This is a genomic window from Salinivibrio sp. VGrn1, assembly GCF_009377995.1.
Classification (GTDB): Bacteria; Pseudomonadota; Gammaproteobacteria; order Enterobacterales; family Vibrionaceae; genus Salinivibrio; species Salinivibrio siamensis.
Window position 1 is genome coordinate 89,406 of the sequence record NZ_SATA01000004.1, and the last position, 20,441, is coordinate 109,846.

The 20,441-nt window shown below is 50.4% G+C and carries 17 protein-coding genes; 4 read left to right on the forward strand and 13 right to left on the reverse strand.

All coding sequences use genetic code 11. The annotated features are described in order from the left end of the window. The first annotated feature begins 152 nt into the window (after positions 1-152). Together EHW56_RS07840 and btsR are read left to right on the forward strand one after the other, a co-directional pair. Positions 153-1,850: a sensor histidine kinase gene (locus EHW56_RS07840; RefSeq protein ID WP_152794913.1), complete on the forward strand. Its 1,698-nt coding sequence runs from the start codon at positions 153-155 to the stop codon at positions 1,848-1,850. Next, the gene (gene btsR / locus EHW56_RS07845) at positions 1,847-2,563 is read left to right on the forward strand and encodes a two-component system response regulator BtsR (protein ID WP_152794915.1); all 717 of its coding nucleotides are present in this window, start codon (positions 1,847-1,849) and stop codon (positions 2,561-2,563) included. The genes EHW56_RS07840 and btsR overlap by 4 nt, the downstream gene beginning before the upstream one ends. A gap of 13 nt (positions 2,564-2,576) precedes the next feature. On the opposite strand, the gene EHW56_RS07850 is transcribed toward btsR, so the two are convergent. The 7 genes from EHW56_RS07850 to ffh form a co-directional block, all read right to left on the reverse strand. Beyond that, positions 2,577-2,963: a DUF2799 domain-containing protein gene (locus EHW56_RS07850; protein WP_077650551.1), complete on the reverse strand. Its 387-nt coding sequence runs from the start codon at positions 2,961-2,963 to the stop codon at positions 2,577-2,579. A 150-nt stretch (positions 2,964-3,113) separates the two neighbouring features. Next, a complete protein-coding gene (locus EHW56_RS07855) occupies positions 3,114-4,538 on the reverse strand; it encodes a carbon starvation protein A (RefSeq protein ID WP_046074126.1) in 1,425 nt (474 codons plus the stop codon). Between the two features lie 214 nt (positions 4,539-4,752). Continuing rightward, a complete protein-coding gene (rplS, locus tag EHW56_RS07860; protein ID WP_046074125.1) occupies positions 4,753-5,106 on the reverse strand; it encodes a 50S ribosomal protein L19 in 354 nt (117 codons plus the stop codon). A gap of 28 nt (positions 5,107-5,134) precedes the next feature. Next, entirely contained in the window at positions 5,135-5,890 is a 756-nt protein-coding gene (gene trmD, locus EHW56_RS07865; RefSeq protein ID WP_046074124.1) for a tRNA (guanosine(37)-N1)-methyltransferase TrmD, read from the reverse strand. A 25-nt stretch (positions 5,891-5,915) separates the two neighbouring features. Beyond that, positions 5,916-6,443: a ribosome maturation factor RimM gene (gene rimM, locus EHW56_RS07870; RefSeq protein ID WP_077666533.1), complete on the reverse strand. Its 528-nt coding sequence runs from the start codon at positions 6,441-6,443 to the stop codon at positions 5,916-5,918. A gap of 28 nt (positions 6,444-6,471) precedes the next feature. Then, positions 6,472-6,720, reverse strand: coding sequence for a 30S ribosomal protein S16 (gene rpsP / locus EHW56_RS07875; RefSeq protein ID WP_046074122.1), 249 nt, complete (start codon positions 6,718-6,720; stop codon positions 6,472-6,474). A 205-nt stretch (positions 6,721-6,925) separates the two neighbouring features. Continuing rightward, the gene (gene ffh, locus EHW56_RS07880; protein WP_046074121.1) at positions 6,926-8,308 is read right to left on the reverse strand and encodes a signal recognition particle protein; all 1,383 of its coding nucleotides are present in this window, start codon (positions 8,306-8,308) and stop codon (positions 6,926-6,928) included. A 181-nt stretch (positions 8,309-8,489) separates the two neighbouring features. Here ffh and EHW56_RS07885 point away from each other — a divergent pair, with 181 nt between their 5' ends. Continuing rightward, positions 8,490-9,287 carry an inner membrane protein YpjD gene (locus EHW56_RS07885; protein ID WP_152794917.1) on the forward strand — a complete coding sequence of 266 codons (798 nt, stop codon included), beginning with the start codon at positions 8,490-8,492 and terminating at the stop codon, positions 9,285-9,287. A 101-nt stretch (positions 9,288-9,388) separates the two neighbouring features. Further along, positions 9,389-10,675: an HlyC/CorC family transporter gene (locus EHW56_RS07890; RefSeq protein WP_046074119.1), complete on the forward strand. Its 1,287-nt coding sequence runs from the start codon at positions 9,389-9,391 to the stop codon at positions 10,673-10,675. A gap of 149 nt (positions 10,676-10,824) precedes the next feature. Here EHW56_RS07890 and EHW56_RS07895 read toward each other — a convergent pair whose 3' ends face one another. From EHW56_RS07895 to EHW56_RS07920, 6 genes are all read right to left on the reverse strand, one after another. Next, positions 10,825-13,380, reverse strand: a complete 2,556-nt coding sequence (locus tag EHW56_RS07895) for a LuxQ periplasmic sensor domain-containing protein (RefSeq protein ID WP_152799496.1) — start codon at positions 13,378-13,380, stop codon at positions 10,825-10,827. Positions 13,381-13,383: 3 nt separating this feature from the next. Further along, a complete protein-coding gene (locus tag EHW56_RS07900; RefSeq protein WP_152795094.1) occupies positions 13,384-14,430 on the reverse strand; it encodes a substrate-binding domain-containing protein in 1,047 nt (348 codons plus the stop codon). Positions 14,431-14,733: 303 nt separating this feature from the next. After that, the gene (luxS, locus tag EHW56_RS07905; RefSeq protein ID WP_046074117.1) at positions 14,734-15,252 is read right to left on the reverse strand and encodes an S-ribosylhomocysteine lyase; all 519 of its coding nucleotides are present in this window, start codon (positions 15,250-15,252) and stop codon (positions 14,734-14,736) included. Positions 15,253-15,281: 29 nt separating this feature from the next. Then, complete coding sequence (locus tag EHW56_RS07910) at positions 15,282-15,899, reverse strand: hypothetical protein (RefSeq protein ID WP_046074116.1); 618 nt, start codon at positions 15,897-15,899, stop codon at positions 15,282-15,284. A 14-nt stretch (positions 15,900-15,913) separates the two neighbouring features. Next, on the reverse strand, positions 15,914-17,491 hold the full coding sequence (gene gshA / locus EHW56_RS07915) for a glutamate--cysteine ligase (protein ID WP_152799497.1): 1,578 nt from the start codon (positions 17,489-17,491) through the stop codon (positions 15,914-15,916). 97 nt (positions 17,492-17,588) lie between these two features. Then, on the reverse strand, positions 17,589-20,438 hold the full coding sequence (locus EHW56_RS07920; protein ID WP_152799498.1) for a pitrilysin family protein: 2,850 nt from the start codon (positions 20,436-20,438) through the stop codon (positions 17,589-17,591). Between the last annotated feature and the right edge of the window lie 3 nt (positions 20,439-20,441).

Genomic DNA, 20,441 nt, shown 5'->3' on the forward strand with positions numbered 1-20,441 from the left:
TTACACAGACAATACCAGGCTCTATTCTAAAAGCAATAGTGAGTGTATCATTTAATTTACTTAGTAAATTTAAGTTTACAGTCTAATTTAAGATAGAGTCTTAAACCGTCAATCGTTACTATAACCTATCCGTCATTTTTGTGTGGGTGGTTATGGCCCTGGTTCTTTCCCTCTTGCAGCAAATGAGCGTTTATCTAGTGATCGCCTATTTGCTGAGTAAAACGCCGGCGTTTATGCCACTACTGAGTATCTCAGGACGGCTGTCGCATAAAGTCGTTTGTTATTTCCTCTTCTCAGGCTTTTGTATTCTCGGCACCTACTTTGGTTTAAGTATCCAAGATGCGATTGCCAATACTCGCGCAATTGGCGCGGTGATGGGAGGATTACTGGGCGGGCCGGTCGTGGGGTTTTTGGTTGGGCTGACAGGCGGGCTGCACCGTTACAGTTTAGGCGGCTTTACCGATCTCGCCTGCGCTATATCGACGACCTCCGAAGGGTTAATTGGTGGTTTAATGCACCGCTACTTAGTGTCCCGCAACCAAACCAGCCGTTTATTTTCCCCTACCGTAGTGTTAGGGGTGACGTTTGTCGCCGAGCTGGTGCAAATGGCGATTATTCTCGCGGTGGCTGAGCCCTTTAGCCGTGCATACGAGTTAGTCAGCGCGATTGCTGCGCCCATGGTGATCGCTAACTCAGTCGGTGCCGCGATGTTTATGAGCATTATTGTCGACCGCAAAACCCTGTTCGAACGCTATTCAGCGGCGTTTTCCAGTAAGGCGCTAAAAATTGCTGAACGCTCGGTCGGTATTTTGAGTAGCGGCTTTAATCAGCAAAGCAGTGAACAGGTCGCCGCCATTATTCAACAAGAGACAGGGGTCGGCGCCGTTGCGATTACCGATCGCGAAAAGATCCTCGCCTTTACCGGGATTGGCGATGATCACCACCTGCCCGGTACACCCATTGCCTCAGATTACACCCGTCGCGCGATTGCCGATGATCAATTAATTTATATCGATGGCGCCGATACGCCCTACTGCTGTTCGCTATCACCTTACTGCAAACTCGGTTCAGTGCTGGTGATCCCTTTGCGCGGCGGTGATGGTTATGTGCTAGGCACGGTGAAACTTTATGAGCCTAAACGGAAACTCTTCTCGGCGATCAATGTCACCATGGGTGAGGGGATCGCGCGACTCCTCTCCAACCAGATTTTGACCGGGCGTTATCAGCGCCAACAAAGCTTGCTCACCCAAGCCGAGTTAAACTTGTTGCGCGCCCAAGTGAACCCGCACTTTTTGTTCAATGCCTTAAATACCATTAGTGCGGTGGTCAGGCGTGAGCCGGAACGTGCTCGCCAATTAATCCAGCACTTATCAACCTTCTTTCGCAGCAACCTCAAGCAAAACCGCGAAACGGTGTCGCTTGAGCAAGAGCTGAGTCATCTTGATGCGTACTTAGAGCTAGAACATGCCCGCTTTGCCGATCGTATGAGTGTTGAAAAGCAGATTGACCCGGCTATCTTACACGCGGTGATCCCAAGCTTTACCTTACAACCTTTGGTTGAAAACGCCGTGAAGCATGGGATCAGTCAATTGATGGCAGGCGGTAAAATTGTGATCCGTGGCTGGCAAGAAGGCGAATGCCTGTATTTACAAGTGGAAGATAATGCCGGGCTTTATCAACCGGCAGCACAACACTCAGGGCTAGGGATGCGTATTGTCGATAAGCGCGTGCGCGGGTTGTTTGGTAGCCAATACGCGCTGAAAATGACCTGTCAGCCCGATGTGTGGACGCGGGCAACCGTCACTCTTCCCTTAACCTATCAAGCCCCCAACAAGGAGAGACAGGGATGATCAAGGCATTGATTGTTGATGATGAGCTTCATGCGCGTGAAGCCTTGGAAGATGAGTTACTGGCACTCGGTGGCGTTGAGGTGGTTGGACAGTGCAACAATGCCATCGACGCGCTGAAAGCCATCAATCAAACCCGCCCCGATGTGGTGTTTTTAGATATTCAGATGCCTCGCGTGACCGGTTTAGAGCTACTCGCGATGCTCGACCCCGCCACCATGCCCAAGGTGGTGTTCGTGACCGCCTATGATGAATTCGCTGTACAAGCGTTTGAGGACAATGCATTCGACTATTTGCTCAAACCCGTCGAAACTGGACGATTGAAGAAATCACTGGAAAAACTCACCCGTGAGCTGAGCCAGAAACACGACTACCAAGTGATCACGCCCGCGTTGGATTTGCTCCCTTGCGCCGGACACAATCGAATTACGTTGATCCCTCACCAAGAGGTGGAGGTCGCACGTACGGCGCTAAGTGGGGTCGCGCTACTCACCGCAAAAGGCGAATCTACCACGCACCTTTCACTCAAGGTTTTGGAAGACAAAACCCCCTTAATACGCTGTCATCGCCAATACTTAGTGCATCCGGCCACTATCCGCGAAATCCAGTTACTCGACAACGGCCTTGCCGAAGTGATCACGCAATCTGCCTATGTGGTACCTGTGAGCCGCCGCTATCTCAAAACACTGAAAGACAAGCTGGGCTTATGCCAGTAACTCTCACCGCGCGTTAGTAGAAAAGCCCATTTGCTTGGCTTTGAAAGTCGTTGTAGCCGCGCTGCCACTCCATTCTAAAACGCTGAGAGCCAGGGCGACTTTCACACACGCCCATATAGGGGTTGCCATCTAATCCCAGTTGGTAGGCATGCTTGGGATCGCAATAGGCGTCAATACCATGAATATAGCCTTGCTCGTAATCGAGATAGTTGGCATTGATGGTCTCGCCAGCCTCAGAGGCTAACGTCCGCAAATCGCTTAACGAGCGCTGTGGCAACCCGCGCTGTCCATCTTGCTCGCCAAGTCCATACCAGTTCTGCTCATCAACCAAGCCTTGGGTAGTCGATGCGGCACATCCGACCAACAGTACGACACCCCATAGTGCAAAAAACGTTTTTATCATGCTAAACCCTTCCCCTACATAAAAAAGCCCCAGCAGAAGCTGAGGCTTAGATCTTAGCGTATTTGCGCAGATATTGCCGTAAGACCAATCATTTAGATAAAAATCAATCCATGGGCATACACGCTAGTCGCTCTGATGACATGACCATCATTTCTCATCCGCGATCAACTGTGGATTCGGTTTGTAGCCGACAAAGAAAGCGATAGTGGCAGCAATTGTCGCCCCCACGCCGATGATGGTAGCGATATTCATCGGTAGGCTAAACCCGATTTCAGCGTTAGCTAAGTAGGTAACAGTCACTGCGGTCATAAACATCGCCGGAATCGTGCACACCCAGTGCAACTTATCACGTTTAATCAGGTAAGCCGCCGCAGCCCATAGCATGATCATCGCGGTGGTTTGGTTGGCCCAGCCGAAGTAACGCCAAATCACGCCAAACTCCGCTTTGGTGATCAAAAAGCCCACCACAAACATGGGGATTGCAATCATCAGGCGCTTCACCATTGGTTTTTGCTGAATTTTCAGAAAGTCGGCGATAATCAGACGCGCAGAGCGGAAAGCGGTATCACCCGAGGTAATCGGCAGCACTATCACGCCTAAGACCGCCATAATGCCTCCCACGGTGCCAAGTAGCGAGGTAGAAACCTCATGCACCACCGCAGCCGGGCCACCGTTAGCCAGCGTTTGATTAAGCGCCTCACTCGACTCATAGAAGCTCAAGCCCAGGCTACACCAGATAAGTGCAATCACACCTTCACCGATCATCGCGCCGTAGAAGATAAAACGCCCTGACTTTTCATTTTGCATGCAGCGCGCCATCAATGGCGACTGGGTGGCATGGAAGCCGGATACTGCTCCACAAGCGATAGTAATAAACAGCAATGGCCACAGTGGTAGATCAGTTGGGTGGAAGTTAGTCGCAAAGTCTAGCCCTTGGCTGTAGAAGCTGTGATCGCTCACGGCCAAGCCGATAATCAAGCCGACCGACATAAAGACAAGCAAGGCACCAAACACGGGATAAAAACGGCCGATGATTTTATCAATGGGTACCACTGTCGCCAGCACATAATAGGCAAAGATAATACCCACCCACATCGCCACGCTCATCTCTGACAAGCTACCCAACAACTTGGCGGGACCGAGCACAAATACCACTCCGACCAACATCAAGAGCAACACCGCAAAGAAGTTCATAAAATGTTTAGCGAAGTTACCCAGATGCTCGCCGACCACAGAAGGCACAGAAGCGCCATTTGCGCGGACACTTAGCATGCCTGAGAAATAATCATGGACAGCCCCCGCAAAAATGCAGCCAAACACAATCCACAACATGGCTACAGGACCGTACAAGGCACCGAGAATCGGGCCAAAGATGGGACCTAACCCAGCAATATTCAAAAGCTGAATCAGGTAGACTTTTTTGTCCGACAGCGGCACATAATCCACGCCATCGTTCATGCTCATGGCCGGTGTCGCTTTTTGCGGCTTAGGCCCAAAGATTTTGGTAATGAAGGTGCCGTAAGTGAAATAGCCCACAATCAAGGTCACCACGCATAATAAAAACCAGGACATCGCTGTTCTCCGTGTCGTTAGCAGCTAAGCTGTCAATCTTTTAGTAGGGTACAGATGTCATTTTGCCTACATGGCCGCCACATTCATCTGCTTTGTCGGTGAGTGGTCGCATGGCCGAATAAACGGTTGTAAGAGCGGTTAAGCGGTTAGTTGAGGACAATAAAAAAGCCCGTCCAAGTGGACGGGCTTTTTGAGCAATAAACGCCGAGGGCGATTACTTCTTGTTAAGACGCTCTTTGATTCGAGCTGACTTACCAGAACGCTCACGCAGGTAGTACAGTTTGGCACGACGTACTGCACCGCGACGTTTAACAGTAATGCTGTCGATAACTGGCGAATGGATTTGGAAAGTACGCTCTACACCTTCACCGCTTGATACTTTACGTACGGTAAATGCAGTGTGTAGACCACGGTTGCGCTTAGCGATAACCACACCTTCATATGGCTGCAGACGCTCACGGTTACCTTCTTTTACTTTAAGCTGTACCAGGACAGTGTCACCTGCTTGAAACTCAGGCAGGTCTTTTTTCATTTGCTCTTCTTCGAGCTGCTTGATGATGTTACTCATTGTTTATAACCCTAGAATAAACTGAAACTCAATTTGATTCGGCACTTGCACGGTGTTCTTTTATGAACTCGGCAAGTAGTGATTCCTGTTCGTCAGTCAGAGCTAGGTTTTCCAGGAGCTCTGGTCGTCGTAGCCAAGTGCGACCTAGCGATTGCTTTAATCGCCAGCGACGAATGTCCTTGTGATTGCCGGATTTTAGCACCTCTGGTACCCCCAACCCGTCTAACACTTCTGGACGTGTGTAGTGTGGACAGTCTAACAACCCGTTAGCAAAGGAGTCTTCCTCTGCTGACGCCATGTCGCCGAGTACACCCGGTACAAACCGAGCAACCGCGTCCACCAGCGTCATTGCGGGCAGCTCGCCCCCACTGAGCACAAAATCTCCCACTGACCATTCTTCGTCTACATGGGTTTGAATAATGCGCTCATCTACCCCTTCATACCGGCCGCAAATCAAAATAAGTTTGTCATTGCTAGCCAGTGATTCAACCCCCGCTTGGTCGAGCTTGCGCCCTTGCGGAGAGAGGTAAACCACTTTCGCTTTATCGCCTGCGGCATGTTTGGCAGCGTGAATAGCATCGCGCAACGGCTCAACCATCATCAACATACCGGGGCCACCGCCGTAGGGTCGATCATCAACCGTACGGTGTCTGTCGTGGGTGAAATCACGCGGATTCCACGTTTCGACGTTTAACAGCCCTTTTTTTACCGCTTGGCCCGTGACTCCAAAATCAGTGACCGCTCGGAACATTTCAGGAAACAGGCTAATAATGCCAACCCACATATTTCCGCTCGCTTACCGTTGGAGTTTAAAAACCAGGATCCCAGTCAACTTCGATCCGTTGAGCAGTGCGATCAATTGACTTGATAACCTGCTCTTCAAGGAACGGAATTAAGCGTTCCTTTTTGCCAAAAGCATCTTTGAGGTTGGCTTTGACGACAAGTACGTCGTTAGAGCCGGTTTCGAGCATGTCAGTCACCGTACCGAGGTGGTAGCCTTTCGCATTCACCACGTCCATGCCAAACAGCTCACGCCAATAAAACTCTTCATCTGATAAAGCAGGCAGCGACTCAGTCCCTACTGCAATCTCAGCATTGGTCAGCATCTGCGCGTCTTCGCGCTGATCCAGCCCTTTGAGCTTGGCAACATACCCCTTGTTGTGGCGTTTCCAGTCTTCTAACTCGAAACGTTGCCACTGCCCGCGCACCTGGATAAACCAAGGAGAGTAGGCAAAAATGCTCTCAGCTTCTTCAGTGTAAGAAAAAATCTTGAGCCAGCCACGAATACCGTATGACGCGCCTAGCTTGCCAACCACGATAGTATCTTGCTCACTCATTTCTTCTTTTAACCCTGACACTGGAGACTTACGCTGCTTTCGCGGCGTCTTTAACTAGCTTAGCCACACGGTCAGAAACCGTTGCGCCTTCGCTAACCCAGTGGTTTACGCGATCCAGGTCAAGGCGTAGTTTCTCTTCCTGGCCTTGAGCTACAGGGTTAAAGAAACCGATTTTTTCGATGAAGCGACCGTCGCGCGCCTGGCGGCTGTCAGCTACAACGATTTGATAAAATGGGCGTTTTTTCGCGCCATGACGTGCCAAACGAATGGTTACCATATCGTCCTCATTTGCATTACTTAATAAAATTGGCCCCGTTTCGCGTAAGCAATGCGGGGCCTCGTGCCAAAATAAAGCTCGGGAATTTTACTCTTTATTGCTGTGAATGCAACTGGTTTAGTCAAATTTCCACCAGTTGTCCCAAGCCTCACAGCGAGTTGATCTGCCTGCCAGCACTGGGCTGACAGGCAAGTCCGCTATCTGATTAGCCCATGAATCCGCCAGGCCCACCTGGGCCACCACCCGGTGGCATCATGCCTTTCATTTGGCGCATCATGTTGCGCATGCCACCTTTTTGCATCTTCTTCATCATTTTCTGCATTTGGGTAAACTGCTTAAGAAGACGGTTCACGTCCTGTACTTGGGTACCTGAACCCGCAGCAATCCGCTTTTTACGCGACCCTTTGATAATTTCTGGACGCTGGCGCTCACGGGGTGTCATCGAGTTGATGATCGCTTCCATCTGCAAGAACATTTTATCATCAACGTTATCTTTCACGTTGTCGGGCACATTCGACATCCCAGGCAACTTATCCATCATGCCCATCATGCCACCCATGCCCTTCATCTGCTCAAGCTGGTCGCGAAAATCGGCCAAGTCGAAGCCTTTTTTCTGCTTAAACTTCTTGGCCATTTTCTCGGCTTTGTCTTTATCGACATTACGCTCGAGATCTTCGATAAGCGACAAGACATCGCCCATCCCTAAGATACGGGATGCCACCCGGTCAGGATGGAAAGGCTCCAGTGCGTCGGTTTTTTCACCCACACCCAGGAATTTGATCGGCTTGCCGGTGATATGGCGCACCGATAATGCCGCACCGCCACGGGCATCACCATCAACTTTGGTCAATACCACACCCGTTAACGCCAACGCGTCATTAAAGGCTTTGGCGGTATTTGCCGCATCTTGACCTGTCATCGCGTCAACCACGAACAAGGTCTCTACTGGGTTGACCGCACTATGAACGTCCTTGATCTCGTCCATCATGGCGTCGTCAACGTGCAAGCGACCCGCGGTATCGACAATCACCACGTCGTAGAACTTCAGCTTGCCGTGATCAACCGCCGCTTTGGCAATATCAACGGGATTTTGGTCAGCACTCGAGGGGAAGAAATCCACCCCGACTTCACCCGCCAAGGTTTCCAGCTGTTTAATCGCCGCAGGGCGATACACGTCCGCAGACACCACCAAGACTTTCTTTTTTTCTTGCTCGGTAAGCATCTTACCCAGCTTGCCCACACTGGTGGTTTTACCCGCCCCTTGCAAGCCTGCCATCAAAATCACTGCGGGCGGCTGGGCCGCGAGATCCAATTTTTCATTGGCATCGCCCATCACCGCTTCCAACTCGGCTTGGACAATCTTGATAAATTCCTGCCCTGGGGTCAGGCTTTTAGACACTTCAATGCCAACGGCGCGTTCTTTGACGCGTTTGACAAAATCACGAACCACAGGGAGCGCGACATCGGCTTCCAGCAGCGCCATACGCACTTCGCGTAGGGTCTCTTTGATATTGTCTTCCGTTAACCGACCACGGCCGCTCACATTTTTGAGCGTCCGGGATAAACGTTCTGATAAGTTTTCAAACATGCGTTACTCGCCCACTCGTCCTATTGGCCCATGATTTTTCATCTGGGTGCAATCGCTGTCGCGAAATTACTGAGATTATACCGCAATCCCCCCATCGCTTGCATGTATCGATAGCGACGAAGATTGAGGCAAGGTATACTCACACCTTCATTCTTATTGATTAACTGACTGATCGGTGACGATGGAAATTCTGACAGCCTTATTCGCATCAATGCTTTATCTGGCCGCCATTTTGCAGATCATCCCCGGCTTGTCCAGCAACAATCAAATTAGTGCGAAGCCGGTCTTTTTCACCGCCGTGGCTGCGCTGGCGCTGCATGCTTATTTGTTAAAAGACCTGATTTTATCCGGCACAGGACAGAATCTTAGCATGCTCAACGTCGCCTCCTTGGTGAGTTTTATCATTGCGATGATGACCACAGGGCTAATTTTTCGATTGCGGCTGTGGTTCTTGCTCCCGGTGGTTTATGCCTTCGCTGGGCTAAACTTGGCGAGCGCGACCCTGCTGCCCGGTGCCTTTATTACCCATCTCGAATCGCACCCAGAGGTGCTATTGCACATTTTTCTGGCGCTGTTCGCCTATTCAACCTTGATGATCGCTACGCTCTATGCGCTGCAGTTGGCCTGGTTGGATTATCAACTCAAACATAAAAAACGCCAGGTCATTAATCACAATGTCCCTCCTTTAATGATGGTGGAAAGACAGCTTTTCAACATCATTTTGGTGGGTCAGGTACTATTAACCTTCACTCTAATGACAGGATTTATTTTTGTCGATGATATGTTCGCGCAAGGGAAAGCGCACAAAGCCTTCCTTTCTATGGCCGCTTGGGTCGTGTATGGCGTTCTCCTTTGGGGGCATTATCAATCAGGCTGGCGTGGACGCCGGGTGGTCTGGTTTAGTATTGTGGGCGCTTTTCTACTCACTTTAGCCTATTTTGGCAGCCGTTTTGTCCGTGAGATTCTGATCGCGGGTTAAGGCAGCGCGCGCATCACAGAGGGCAACCGGCCCCAGCGCGTGACGGTAGTATACACTCGAGCATAGGCTCTGATTTTAAAACAAACGTAAGGAACAGTTCGTTGGACGACATATCGACGGGAATTTTAATTTCCCTTTTGGTATTGCTTATCGTCATTTCCGGTTATTTTTCCGGGTCTGAGACAGGCATGATGGCCCTTAACCGCTACCGGTTACGCCACCTTTCTAAATCAGGCCATAGCGGCGCTAAGCGGGTCGAAAAACTGCTCACTCGGCCAGACCGATTGATTGGGCTTATCCTGATCGGCAATAACCTGGTAAATATTCTTGCCTCGTCAATCGCGACCGTATTGGGGTTGCGTCTTTATGGCGATGCCGGTATTGCGATCGCCACCGGGGTACTGACGATGGTGATTTTGGTCTTCGCTGAGGTTACCCCTAAAACCCTCGCCGCCCTCTACCCGGAACGGGTCTCTTTTATCAGCAGTTTTGTACTGACCATTCTGATGAAAGTGTTCTATCCGTTGGTCAGCTTGGTGAACTTTATTACCAATGGCTTTTTACGGATACTGGGATTAGGCGCCAAGGCGGATGGCAAAGACAGCTTAAGCACCGAGGAGCTGCGCACGATTGTTAATGAGGCAGGGAGTCTGATCCCTCGCCGTCACCAGCATATGCTGCTGTCGATTCTTGAGCTAGAAGAAGTGACCGTGGATGACATTATGGTACCCCGTAATGAAATCACCGGGATCAATATCAATGATGACTGGAAGTCGATCATGCGCCAATTCACTCATGCTCCGCATGGACGGATGGTACTCTATCGCGACACCATCGACGAAGTCGTTGGCATGCTGCGCGTGCGCAAAGCGTACCGCTTAATGGTTGAGAAAAACGAATTTAACAAAGAAACGCTGCTTCGTGCCGCCGACGAGGTTTACTTCATTCCTGAAGGCACACCACTGAACGTGCAAATGCTGAAGTTCCAGCGCAATAAGCAACGTATTGGTTTGGTCGTTGACGAATATGGCGACATGATAGGTTTGGTGACCTTGGAAGATATTCTCGAAGAGATCGTGGGTGAATTTACAACATCATTGTCTCCAAGCTTGGCAGAAGAAATCACACCATTGACCGACGGTGGGTATCTGATTGAGGGCAGCGCCAATATTCGCGACTTGAATAAGAGCCTTAATTGGGCTTTACCAACCGATGGGCCGCGCACCCTCAATGGGCTCATCCTCGAACATTTGGAAGATATCCCTAACAACCGCTTAAGCGTGGAGATTGATGGCCACCATATTGAAATTGTCGATGTCGCAGACAATATGATTAAGCAAGTGAAGGTGTTGCCGGCTAAGCAACCACAAGCGAGTGTAAACAGCTAGTTGGGCACCTTCGCATCAGCCATATCACGGCACTAGCACGCTGAAAAAGCCATGCCATGAGATTAACGCACAAAAAAGGTGGGGTACTCCCCACTTTTTTGTGCTTGGCCCTTTTTAGGCCATCACCTGATCGCCCGTTACCACTGCCATCATGAAGAGCTGTTTTCCGTACAGGTATAATGCCGTAATGCTTCAATAAAGCTGGCCTCTTTGATCGGTTTCACAATCACATAGTCGGCACCTGCTTGATAAAAAGCCTCATGAACGTGACCGTACGCATCGGCCGTGCACGCATAAATGGGGACATCGAGGCCCAACGTTTTACGAATCGCTTTTGTCGCATCAATGCCGCCAAGCTTCGGCATATGATTGTCCATTAATACCAGATCATAATGCGCTTGTTGGAGACGCTCGATGGCCTGCTCCCCATCTTTTACCCAATCAACATCAATCTGGTATTTTTTGCAAAAGGCTTGAGCCACCATGGCATTGATTTTGTTATCCTCGACCAGCAGCAACCGCTCTATGCCCAAAGACGCGGGGTCAAAAGGGTCGGCCTCTACGGTTTGCGCCGGTTTAGCGTGTGTCACAGCCACAGGCACAGTGACCATAAAGCGGCTACCTTTATCCGGCTCACTGGTCACATCAATCTCTCCCCCGAGCAAGTCGAGTAAGCTTTTCACGATAGATAAGCCCAAGCCACTGCCTCCGTATGTGCGCGTGACGCTGGAATCGGCTTGTACAAAGGGATCAAACAAGGATGATAGCGCTTGTTGGTTCATCCCCACCCCCGTGTCACTAACCTCTATATGTAAGCGTGTTTGCTCACCCGACTCGACTAATTTGATGGTCATCCCCACCTTGCCAACATGGGTAAACTTCACCGCATTGCTCATCAAGTTGAACAGGATCTGAGTCAGACGTGATTGATCAGAGCACACCATGGTGTCATCGGCGACGGGAGCATCAATGGTCAATGCAATTTGTTTGCTCTCACAAATCGGGGTATAGATATTCTCAACCGTGCGAATCATGTCGTGCAGATAAAAGTCGCCGTGCTCGATAGTCATCTTTCCTTGTTCAATTTTGGAAAGATCAAGCACATCATTTAACACAGTAAGTAAGTGCTCACCACTTTGATAGAGACTCCCTAGCAGCTCTTTTTGCTCTTTTTCTTTCGCCTTATCACTCAATATCTGGGTTATACCTAAGATACCATTGAGCGGCGTTCGAATTTCATGGCTCATCTTAGCCAAGAACTCAGACTTGGCACGGGCAGAGGCTTCTGCCGCCTCTTTAGCGCGTTGGCTTTGTTGCTCCGCCTCAATCAAAGAAGTGATTTCTTGCCCCTGCCCAATCACCGCTTTCACTTGGTTGTCGACCATTAACGGCGCTAAGTTCCAACGGTAAACTCGACGATCAATCTCGATATTCACCCCTTTTAAAATCGTCCCGTTTAATGCGCGTTGTAGGTGAGGGGTAATCGCATACATAAACTGGTCGTAGAGCCAACTAGAGGCATGGATTTGCTCGTCATAGTTAAGCTTTAGTTTGGCCGCGGGGTTAATACGTGTGATATCAAAGTGGGTGTCCCAAACGATGATGGGCGACAAGGCATAGTCAAACAGGTCTTGTAGGGAGCGCTCTTTTTCATACAAGGCATCAAATGTGGACTCCAGCGTCTTACCGATATGGTTAAACTCTTCAATATCCGAGCCCGCAAAAGGCAAGGTGCGCTGTCGCGAGCGCGCGCCTTGGGTATAACGCATCAATTTTTCCAATGAATCCGCGATGCGCGTTTGCACAAATCGGTTAACCCAGATCGCTGCCACGATAATCACCATCGTGGTCAGCAGCAGGTTAATCCCCATTTGCCGTTGCAGTGCCACCACATTGTCATTTTGCTGTGCCGACAACAGAGCAATTTTTGAAGGCTCACCGGCGATGCGTAACTTGGCTTGGCTCACCAAATAGTGGCGAAACGCCTGGCTCTCTCCTGGCGAGGGCAGCGTAAGGTCGCGACCAATCTCATCGTTGCTGCTCAGCGTCGAAGCGAGAGTGACATTATCTGCAGACAACCACACCGCTTGCGTGCCACTGGCGCGCTGCAAACTTTTGACAAACGAGAAGTTGCCATTAAGCATCACCACCACATATAAGTAGCCCCCCAACTTGCCGTTAGATTGAAACACAATCGGTGTGCGTCGCATTAACAGGTAGCTCTGCTCCATCTCTGTGGTGATGGTGGTTAACGCCCACCGATTAATCCCCCTTAACTGGAGGCGTAGCTGCTCTAACTGCTCACGATCAATACCATGAAAGAGGCTGCTACCGTCATGCCACAGCACCCGATCGTCTTTGGCGATAAAGCGGAAATCGGGGGTGTTGGCCACGTCTTGTTGCTCTTGTTCGATAAAATAGTCATCCAACGCCGCGCTGTTCTCATTCGCCACCATTGACTGCAGTGTCACACTCGCCGCATTGGTATTTTGATGAATTTGCAACGAGGTCAGGCGACTATCAAACACATTTTGCAACAGGCGAGACGTCTGCGTCAGCGTGCGGGTGATTTCTTGATTAATCCCCGCCAACGTCAGCTGATAACTCTGTATATACACCCCGGCCGTCACAAAGAGGAAGAAGACCACAATCAAACGGGTCAGTAATTGAGACAGTGACAGCTTCGGCGATCCCGATATGGCCATTTTTTAGTCCGAATACCTAAATGCTTTTTTCTTAAGTGCCTCTATTCGCTTGGGATCATCGTAGCGAGTGACCACTTCAAACCGCCCAGAATAGACCACAGGCACAGGTTGATGCTCAATGTCACGTTTGATCGCCTCGGCCATGGCGATACCTGTATCATCATTCATTCTCATCACAGTCACATCAAGTTGACCGGCGGCAATCGCGTCAAGCTCTGCTGAGCCACCTCCCCAGCCATTGAGTCCAACCGTGTCACGGCCTAGCTCATCGAGGGCCTGGACAGCGCCAAACGCGACGTCGGTTGCACACGCATAAATAAAGTCGAGCGTTGGATTATTGTTTAGCATCGCTTTGGCCGCCTGGTAACCCGACTCTCGGTCACCCTTGGTGTAATAGGCAGACAGCAAGTTGCTATCAGCGTGCGAGCTCATGGCTTCAATAAAGGTATCTCCCCGTGCATCACTGACATAACCTTGCGAAAAATAAAGCACCGAATAATTCACGCCTTCAGGATATCGCTCTTGGTAATAGGTTGCCAATGCACGGCTACCACGTTGGTGATCAAACCCCACATATAAGAATGGTTGATTATCTTGCCACGCTTTTACGGGCGTGGTGATGTTTTGCAAAATAAGCTTGGTTTTGTTCTGGGATAACACATGGTTAATAAACTTACGATGGCGCACACTGTTCAAGGTAAAAATGAGGTAATCGGCCCCATCACGCAGCGCCGCATACAACGAGGCACTTTGTTCACGAATATCGGTATTGGGGCGCGTCGTGACTTGTTGGAGCTGGTAAGGGATATTAAGTGCATTCAGCCGCCGCTCGAAGGCACGTACGTTACGTTGCCAGTAATCGGATATTTGCTCGCCTGGCACCACCACAGAGATTTTTATTGGCTCCATGGCACCTAAAAAAGGCACCGGCTCTGCTTGTACCTGAGCGTCCAATTCGGTGGTTAAGCTTTTTTGCTCAGGGTGCAGGGCAAGGTACTCATCGTAAGACCAAAAGCCATTGAGTGATCCGTGGGCACTGGACATCACCATCAGCAAGGTGAGCCCAGTCAACCAACGGAAAAAACGGATCGCGTCATTTAGGTGTCTGGTGCGTAAACTCACTTTTATCCCACAGCCTTTTTGTTTCCAAGTCAGTGTCAGCTTAGCGAAACCCGTGCACGGACGCAGCGAGAAAAGCGAGAAGCGTGCTTGATGAGGCAAAAAAGATGCAACAAAGCCTACACTTCCCAGGCATTTATCTAGCAATCAAGACAAAAAAGGGAGAAAGCCATGAATACCAAGAAAAACGGCAGCCCAATAAGGACTGCCGTTAACGTTCAAGACAGTGGCGCACTAGTCAACGCGCAACGTTTGTAGCATGGACTCAGGTAAGGAAAGATCATCGTTTTTATTCACGGTCACCCCTGCATCTATGATGGCTCGCGCGATATCTTTTGCCTCGCTGAGTGAGTGCATCTCATACGTCCCGCATTGATACTCGTTGAGCTCAGGGATCTTGTCTTGCGATGGCACAACCAGCACATCTTCCATCGCCAGTTCCCATGCTTTCGCCACCTCAGGCTCTTGGGGCTCCCCAATCAGGCTCATGTAGAAGCCAGTACGACACCCCATAGGAGAGATATCAATGATCTCGACCTTATCGCTGTTAAGGTGCTTACGCATAAAGCCGGCAAACAGGTGCTCGAGCGTGTGGATCCCTTTTTCCGTCAAGTGCTCTTCGTTAGGGCGACAAAAACGAAGATCAAAAACGGTAATCGTATCACCGCTGGGTGTTTGCATCGTTTTGGCGATCCGCACTGCTGGCGCATGCATACGTGTATGATCAACCGTAAAACTATCTAGTAGTGGCATCTTACCTCCTTTATTCCTCGCAGTGCCCCTTAAAATGGCCACCAGCTCAGATTATCCTCGAGTCGTTGTCGGCAACCTTTTAGCTGCCAACCGTAGTCCTTTGCTTGTTGTTCGACTTTACGCGCCACGCGTTTTAACCCGGGTTTCCCCTCAAACGAGCCGCGCTGAAATCCACCTCTACCTTCATGGTAAGCCAAATACTGGCGATACACATCCCATTTAGACACCCCGAGTTGGCGGTAGGTTGCATCGGTATACCAACCAATAAACTGCAACGCATCGGCAAAGTCAGTGCGGGAGCCGCCATTGTCTGTGGCTTTTTGATAATCAGACCAAGCCGGGTCTTGCGCCTGCGCATAGCCATAGGCACTACTAACACGCCCCCACGGCAAGATGCCTAACACATAATCACGGGGTGGCAGGGCATCATGCACAAACGCGCTCTCTTGCTTGACGAACGCCATGGCCACTTGGATGGGCGTTCCCCAATCCGCTTCCATCTCAACCGCTGCTTCAAACCAATCTGGGTGTTGGTCGAATATCTCACAGAGGTTATTGGGATTATCCGGTGGTGGCGTGGCACATCCTGATACCATCACCACGGTGAAGAATGCGCCAATATGACGGAAAAAGCGCTTCCTGCTCATCGTCGTCCGTCCAATTACCAGCTTTCGGCCATGGGCACGTCTTTAAAATAAGCATTCAAAAAAGCTTCAAAGCTTTGTGTATCGCTTTCTTCGACCGCTTTTTGACGCGCAACGCTCTCTTTGGCTTCTTGTAAAAACTCGGCATCACTATGGATCTTGTAAGGCACATCCGCTAGCGCCGCTTTATGGTCACGGGCAAGGCCTAGCCCTAGGCCGCCGATACCGCCTTGCGCGATAACGTCTGCCAGAACACGACCAGATAGCGTGAGTTCTGGGTTATCAAAACAGGCGATCATTTTATCACATACGGTTTCATAGCGATGGTCGTCGACCGCGCGATCCATGACTTTCGCCAACTGCTTAAGCTCACCCATCACTTGTAACCCCCACTCTGCTTGCGTCAGGGTCTCGCCCTCACATCCTGTTGTTAGGGTTAATCCTGGTTTGCGGCCTTCGAGTACAATCTTGTTCCAATTATCACGCCAGCAATTAAGTTCAGGGTCGGTCATCGGCTCAGAAGGCGATAACGCACACCAGGAGACAAAGAGATCAAGAAAATGGATCTGATCCTCTTCAATCCCCACCGGGCTGTATGGGTTGACGTCCAAAGAGCGCACCTCAATGTACTCGACACCTCCTCGCTCAAGCGCTTCGGTCGGCTTTTCACCGCTGTCGGCATTCCGTTTGGGGCGTATAGGCGCATAGAGCTCGTTTTCAATTTGCAGCACATTGGTGTTGAGCTGACGATACGTCTCGCCATCACGAATACCTAGCTTGGCAAACGCCTTTGAGGGAGTACGAATCGCGCTTCTTAAACCTTCAAGGTATTGTTCTAGGGTGTTAAAACCAATTTTCAGATCCGCTTGCGCATTATTGGTATACCCTAAATCACTCAAGCGCAGCGACGTTGCATAGGGTAAGTAACACGTACCTGACGGCATATGCTCAAAGGGCAACTGGCTTTGCGCATGCTTGATAAACGAGCCACATAACGCAGGTGACGCACCAAATAGATAAGGGATCATCCAACCATGGCGATAATAATTACGAATAAGATCAAAGTAACCTTGGGTGACTGACGCTTGGCTTACCGTGTCTGAGTGGTACAGATGCTGCCAAAATGTCTCAGGCAAAGAGATGTTAAAATGCACCCCTGAGATCACTTGCATCACACTGCCATAGCGATGCTTGAGCCCTTGGCGATACAAGGTCTTCATCCGCCCAATATTTGAGCTGCCGTATTGCGCTAAGGTGATATCATCTTCGGATGCCACCACGCACGGCATTGACATAGGCCACAACTGTTCGTCGCTCATTTGCTGATAGGTAAAGCGATGGATATCCTGCAACTCATCCAGCATCCCTTTCACCGACGTGTTAACCGGCGTAATAAACTCCAACAGTGATTCAGCAAAATCCGTCGTGATCCAACGGTGTGTCAGCGCGGATCCAAGTGTCTCTGGATGCGCCGTTTGCGCTAAATGGCCTGCTGGCGTAATGCGTAATGCCTCGCGCTCTAATCCGCGGCCAATCCCCTTTAATGCATCTGGGTTTTGCGCTAAACGCGCTAACCGTTGGGTAAAGTCAGTCAAAATGTATCTCTTATTTTTTTAAGCTGCGTGGCGGTCAATATAAACAAGCTATTACTCAAAAGCCATCACGCAGCGGAGTAAGTTTATCCAAATAGGCTTATCGGTAATCGAGCGCTAACGTGCGCACTGGCAAGCCAAGTTGACGTAAGCTATCACCAAGACGAGAGGCATCCCCGACCACAATAATTTGATAGTCGTTAGGATCAAACCAACGTGCCGCCTGGGCATTCAGCTGTTGCAATGAGATTGATTGCAATAAGGCTTTTTGTGCCTCTCGGTAGTTGTCGTCTAAATCAAAGGCTTCAATATGTGCTATCAAGCCTGCTTTTTCCCATGGCGTTTCATAACTCAGCGCATCACGCTGACCACTCGATTGACGCAGATAGGCCAATTCTTGTGCCGAAAAGCCATTTTCTTGTGCATGCGCCATCTCTTGCCATAGCGCTTTAATCGCATCGTGCGTCGCATCAGCACGTACATCGGTACTGACTTCTATGGTGCCTGTCTGCCGGCCTCCATAAACACCACTGTGCGCGCCATAGGTATAACCTTTATCTTGACGCAAGTTTTGATTCAGGCGCGCATTAAAATTGCCCCCTAAATTAAAGTTGGCCAAGCGGGTTTTAAACATCGGGCCGGTGGCATCGTATGGCATACCATGGCGCACCATACGAATACTGGTTTGTGGGGCTTGCGGTTTATCTACCAGCCAAATTTGTGCCTGGTCGTAGTCTTTCGGGACAGCACGCGCCACCTGAGCCGTAGGCTGCGTTTGCGCTTGCCACGGTGTGATCCGGTTAGCGAGATTGATCGCATGTTCACGAGAAAGGTCGCCCACCACAATCAATTGGCTGCCTCGCAATACGTAGTGCTGGCGATAGAAGTGTTTAACATCGTCAAGTGTCATCGCTGCAATATCTTCCGCGACGCCGCCCTCGGGCGCTCGGAAGGTGGCATCTTGATATAACAGCTGGTTTGTCGCTTGGCTGGCTAGCCAGCCTGCATCATCGGCGCGAGATGCCAGCCCCTCCAACAACTGGGCTTTAACACGGTCAAAATCTTCTTCTGCAAAGGTCGGCGCGCGCAAGGTTTTATTCACGAGTTTCAGGGTCTCACCCAGGTGCTTTTTCAGTGATGTTACCGTGATTTGTGTATGGTAACTGTCCGCGTCGATATTGACTTGACTGCCCAGCTTGTCTAGGGCTCGAGTGAGCTCAGCGGCCGACATACCTGCCGCGCCCTCGGTCACCATGGTTGCCGTTAAGTTAGCGATACCTCGCTGATCGTTAGGCTCCATCAAGGTGCCGGCAGGTAAACGAAGCTGCAAAGTGACCGTGGGTGTCTCGCGACTCACTGTGCCTGCCAGATGCATCCCATTGTCCAAGTTGGCCCGATAAATGCGTGGCACATTCACCGTGACACTCCCATTAGGAGCCGGGATCTGGGTGCGATCGAAATTTTCTGGGGGTTCACGTCGTGCTAACGTGTCGTGCTGGCTTTGCGTCTGTGCCTGTTCATATTCTGGACGTTGATAGATAAAATTCGCGGGCGCAGCGACCAAGTCCGTCCGTCCAATAGGGACCACGCTGGTATTTACTGCGGGCTGATCTTTTATCCACTGCCGATAGCTTTCCATCACCTTGTCAGGGGTCACCGCATTCAGGCGTGAAAGGCGCTGATTCATACGGTTTGCATCACCGTAGAGCGTATAATCACTGGACAGCTGTGAGACCTTACCGTCGACACTTTGTAGCGCAAAGATATTATCGGCTTCCACCATGGATTGGATTTGGTTGATATCCTCGTCACTGACGCCTTTTGCCTCAAACTGCGTCATGGTTTTCGCTAACAAGGTACGGATCTCAGACAGAGATTGACCTTGGCGACCGACACCGTAGACTTCAAACGTACAAGCTAGCTCACCACACTGGTGCGATGCGCCTGCACTTAACAGCTGCCCCGTTTGTACGAGGGATTGATAAAGGACACTGTCACGCCCTTGCCCCAATACATTGGCCAGTACCCCTAGGCGCGTCGTGGTGTCCGTCTCAGGCACACTGGTAGGAAAGGTCATCACCAATACCGGTTGCGATACCTTATCTTCCAATGTCACAAAGCGAGAGCCGTCCAGCGTGACCGGTTGCGGTTTCGCCTCGGGTATTGATGGGCCTTGAGGAATATCACCAAAGTATTTTTTCACCCACGCTAAGGTTGTCTGAACATCAATGTCGCCACCAATGGTCAAGGTGGCATTATTCGGCCCATACCAGCGCAGGAAGAATTGCTTGAGATCGCCAACATCGACACGGTTAAGGTCCTCAACATAACCAATCACCGGCCATGAGTATGGGTGACCCTCAGGGTAGAGTGCTTGATTAATGGTCTCGTTAACGCGGCCATACGGGACATTGTCTATCCGAAATGCCCGTTCGTTTTTCACCGTGTCACGCTGCACTTCAAATTTGCGCTGAGAGACCGCATCCAGCAAAAAGCCCATGCGATCAGATTCAAGCCAAAGGACACGCTCAAGCTCGTTGGCCGGTACGGTCTGGTAATACTGGGTGGTGTCGCGATTGGTCGAGCCATTGTTATAGCCCCCCACCTCTTTAATACGTTTTCCGTGATCATCTACGTGCTCAGAGCCTTCAAACATCATATGTTCAAAAAAATGCGCAAAGCCTGATTTTCCCGGCTCTTCTCGGGCAGAGCCCACATGGTAACGTACATCAACGTTGACAAGAGGGTCGGAGTGATCCTCATGCAACAACACCGTCAGTCCATTATCTAATTCAAATTGCTGATACGGGACTTGCGCACTCCCTGGCGGAGGCGCGACGGTTTTAATCCAAGTGACGCCCTCAGGTGTTTGGGTTGGGGCTGAGCCAGTCAACTGGCATCCAGACAACACAGATAGAAAGAAAAACGTGGCAAGCAATAAACGTGGCATATG